The organism is Mesorhizobium sp., assembly GCF_004962925.1.
GTDB lineage: Bacteria > Pseudomonadota > Alphaproteobacteria > Rhizobiales > Rhizobiaceae > Mesorhizobium.
The window spans coordinates 2,598-6,234 of record NZ_SUEO01000292.1; the positions used below are offsets into that span (position 1 = coordinate 2,598).

The 3,637-nt window shown below is 63.3% G+C and carries 4 protein-coding genes; 1 reads left to right on the forward strand and 3 read right to left on the reverse strand.

Features of this window, described 5'->3' with window-relative positions; all coding sequences use genetic code 11:
• Positions 1–468: 468 nt before the first annotated feature.
• Complete coding sequence (locus tag E5W87_RS32960) at positions 469–1,533, forward strand: glycosyltransferase (protein ID WP_292407378.1); 1,065 nt, start codon at positions 469–471, stop codon at positions 1,531–1,533.
• A gap of 44 nt (positions 1,534–1,577) precedes the next feature.
• Here the strand turns inward: E5W87_RS32960 and E5W87_RS32965 are convergent, their stop codons facing one another.
• The 3 genes from E5W87_RS32965 to E5W87_RS32975 all read right to left on the reverse strand — a co-directional run bounded on the left by E5W87_RS32965 (position 1,578) and on the right by E5W87_RS32975 (position 3,552).
• A complete protein-coding gene (locus tag E5W87_RS32965; protein ID WP_292407381.1) occupies positions 1,578–1,823 on the reverse strand; it encodes a DUF982 domain-containing protein in 246 nt (81 codons plus the stop codon).
• An 89-nt stretch (positions 1,824–1,912) separates the two neighbouring features.
• Positions 1,913–2,719 carry an ABC transporter permease gene (locus tag E5W87_RS32970; protein ID WP_292407385.1) on the reverse strand — a complete coding sequence of 269 codons (807 nt, stop codon included), beginning with the start codon at positions 2,717–2,719 and terminating at the stop codon, positions 1,913–1,915.
• Entirely contained in the window at positions 2,719–3,552 is an 834-nt protein-coding gene (locus tag E5W87_RS32975; protein ID WP_292407388.1) for an ABC transporter permease, read from the reverse strand. The genes E5W87_RS32970 and E5W87_RS32975 overlap by 1 nt, the downstream gene beginning before the upstream one ends.
• Positions 3,553–3,637 lie beyond the last annotated feature (85 nt).

The following is a 3,637-nucleotide window of genomic DNA, read 5'->3' on the forward strand; positions in this document are numbered from 1 at the left end:
GGCCCGGAGCCGGCTCGCCGCCGGCTTCGGGCTAGCCGCCGCCAATCTCCGACATCTGCGATTATCCACAGGCCACGCCGCTGAGCGCTGCCTCAGATGTAACAGGCTTGTGAGCCTTCTTCTCGGCGCGGGGCTTGTTCCAGCCGTATTTGAACGTCAGTATCCGCCATGCCTTCAAGGCGCCCGTCCACTTCGATCCCGACCTGATCGCGACCGAAGGCGAGACATTTTCGTCGGGCTCGGTCGCGCCCGGCCGAAACCGTCGGAGCTTTTGCTGCCGCCGACCTGACCAAGGCGGCAGCCCTCGAAGGCAATCGCGCGGCCTCAGTACGAAGTCGCAAGAGACGTGACCCGTCTCCTGATGGAAGGCGCAGGCTTTTCTCTCAGGAACTCGTCGCGCTTGAAGAGGGAGGCAGACGCGTGAGCGGGCTTTTGCCGAAACCAAAGCAAGATGCGAGGTCAAACACGATGCAGTCTGTACCGAGGATTCCGGTATCCATCATCATTCCGAACTACAATTACGCGCGTTTCCTCAAACGCAGCATCGACAGCGCCCTGGAGCAGGACTACGCGGATGTCGAAGTCATCGTCGTCGACGATGCATCGCAGGACAATTCCACCACAATCATAGAATCATACCGCGACGAGATCGTCGCGTGCGTGCGTGCGCAAAATGGCGGGCATGCCGCCGCGTTCAACACCGGCTTTGCCGCAAGCTCCGGCAAGATCGTTCTGTTTCTCGACGCCGACGACTATCTCTACCCAACCGCCGTTTCCACGATCGTCGACACCTGGGATGCGGCAACGGCTCAGGTGCAGTCCAGGCTGCATATCGTCGACGAGCGGCAACGCATCAAGGACGTCTTTCCGCCGCCCGAATTGCCCTTCGACAGCGGCGACGTCATGCCGAAACTGCTGCACAAGGGCCGCTATCAGACAACCGTGACCAGCGGGCTGGCTTTTGACCGCGCAACCCTGGAATCGATCATGCCGATTCCGGAACCGGAGTTCCGTCAGGGCGCCGACGGCTATCTTGCAACGCTGGCGCCCATGTATGGGCACGTCCAGTCCATCGAGGAATGCGTCGGTGCCTACCGGATCCACGGCGCCAACCATTCGGTCTTCGGTGAAAAGCTCGCCGAGCGGGCACGCTGGAGGGTAACCCACGATTTCCGCCGCATGCAGGCGTTGTCGGACCAGGCCTCCGGGATCGGCCTGACCATCATGCCGTCGGAAGCAGTCCGCCGCGATCCGGTCCACCTCGAAGAGCGGCTGGCGTCGCTGTGCGCGGACAGACGACTGCACCCCGTGGCCGACGATTCCCGGCTGGCGCTTGGGGCGGCCGGTGCCGTAGCCAGCCTCGAAATGACCGCGTCCCTGCGCCGGCGCGCCGTGCTTGCCGCATGGTTCCTGTCGGTCGGGGTGTTGCCGCGGAAAATGGCGACGGCGGTGCTGTCGTGGAAGCTTGACGCGTCGTCGAGACCGGCATTCCTTAGCCGTTTGTCCAAGACCATCCGCCACGCCATGGGATAGCTTGCCTAGATATAGCCGCCAACTATCCGGCTCTGTTCGGCCGCTCACTCGACCAGAACATGCGCCTCCCGCGCGGCGCCGACAAACGCGTCCCTGGCGATTTCGGCCGAAACATCGCCGCTCATGGCGCGGCGGCATGTGCGCAGTGCCAAGCCGTGTTTGGCGCTGCCGGCGCCACGCCAGTGGGCTTCCAGCAACTCGACAGCCTGCCGTGCGTTGGAAATGTTGCGGATATCTCCCACGATGCCGACCGCAACCGCAACCGGCTTGGAAAACCATCCTTGGTTCATGGCGAAGCCTTCGACGTGTTGAACTACCTATAACGAAAATCGTAGCGCAAGGTTTCATTCGTGCCAGTCACCGCGGCGTGAGGCGGCCCTCACTGCGCCTCGCGCAGCCTGACCACAACACTGCGCGCCACAAGCACCAACACCGTGATGATGATCAGGATCACCGAAAGTGCCGCGATCGCCGGGTCGATGTTGTCGCGCAGGCCCATCCACATCAGCCTGGGCAGCGTGATGGCGTTGACCGAGGTGATGAATAGGGTAACGCCGATCTCTTCCCATGAGAGCACGAAAGACAGCAGGGCTGCGGTGATGATGCCGAACTTGATGTTGGGCATGATGATGCGGGTGGCGCGCTCCCACACGGTGGCGCCGAGGCCGCGCGCGGCAAGGTCGATGCGCCGGTCGAGCTGGCTGAGCGACACCAGGATCAGCACCGTGGCGAAGGGCACCGTCATCACCGCATGCGCCATGGCGACACCGAGCCAGGTGTCATAGCCGAAGAACGAGCTGGCGCCGGAAATCGAGGTCAGCAGGAAGTAGAGCGTGATCGCCGAGACCACCGGCGGCACCACCATCGGCAGCAGCACGAAGCCGACCAGTGTGGCGGTGAAGCGCGGCTGGAACATCCACACGCCAAGGCTGAAGCAGAGCGCCAGCACGGTGGAGAAGGCGCTGCTGACGATGCCGATCCTGATCGAGAGCAGGATCGAGTTGATCCAGCGCGGATCCTCGATCAGCGCCCGGTAGTGGCGCAGCGACAATTCGCCGGACGGCATCGCCAGCATGCGGGTCGGCGTCAGCGACACCGGTATGACGGCAAGCAGCGGCAACAGCAGGAACAGCGCAACCAGGGCGGCGAGGATCAGCGAGACGGGGCCGGGGCGATAGGTCGGCATCAGATCAGCTGCTTCGGTCTGACATAGCGGAACAGCAGCGCCATCAGCGCGCCGACGAACAGCACCAGCACGACACTGATCGCCGCTCCCAGCCCCCAGTCCGGGCTCTGGAAGATGCGGAGGTAAATCAGCTCGGCGATCATCACGCTGCGGCCGCCGCCGAGGATCGCCGGCGTGACGAAGAAACCGAGCGAAAAGACGAAGACAATGAGTGCCGAGCCGATGATTCCGGAGCGGGTCATCGGCACGAACACCGACCAGAAGGTGCGCATGCGGCTGGAGCCGAGCCCGCGCGCCGCCAGCAGCACGCGGTCGTCGAGGCTGCGCATCGAAGACGCCAGCGGAAACACCGCGAAGGGAATAAGGAAATGCGTCATGCCGACGATGACGCCGAACTCGTTGCGCACCAGCGTCAGCGGCTCCGAGATGAAGCCGATCGCCTGCAGCCAGGTGTTGAACAGGCCGCGATTGGAAAGCAGCGCCACCCAGCCGAAGGCGCGCGTCAGCACCGAGATCCAGAACGGCACCAGAATACAGAACTCGGCAACCACGCGCTGCGCCGGCGTGCCGCGCACCCACACCACGGTAATCGCGTAGGCAGCGGCAACCGAAACGATCGTGACGATTGCGGCGATGCGCAGCGTGCGGACAAACACCGACTGAACCAGCGGGTCGCTTAGCAGCGTGCCATACTGGCCGAGCCCCGGTTCGGGCAGCGTGAAGCTCCACTTGACGACGCCGAAGAATGGCCAGGCGTAGGCAGCGACAAGGAATAGGAGCAGCGGCGCCATCAACAGCGCCGCGCCCAACCTATCGGAGAGATATGCTTTCATCCGGTTATCCCGGCTTGTCAGGCTGAGATGATCTTCGTGTATTCGTCGAGCGCAGCCCCGTAGTTCTTGGCGTACCAGTCCATGT

Excerpts from the sequence above, each read along its gene's own strand:
- E5W87_RS32960 (WP_292407378.1), top strand. The coding sequence starts at position 469 with ATGCAGTCTGTACCGAGGATTCCGGTATCCATCATCATTCCGAACTAC.
- E5W87_RS32965 (WP_292407381.1), bottom strand. The coding sequence starts at position 1,823 with ATGAACCAAGGATGGTTTTCCAAGCCGGTTGCGGTTGCGGTCGGCATC.
- E5W87_RS32970 (WP_292407385.1), bottom strand. The coding sequence starts at position 2,719 with ATGCCGACCTATCGCCCCGGCCCCGTCTCGCTGATCCTCGCCGCCCTG.
- E5W87_RS32975 (WP_292407388.1), bottom strand. The coding sequence starts at position 3,552 with ATGAAAGCATATCTCTCCGATAGGTTGGGCGCGGCGCTGTTGATGGCG.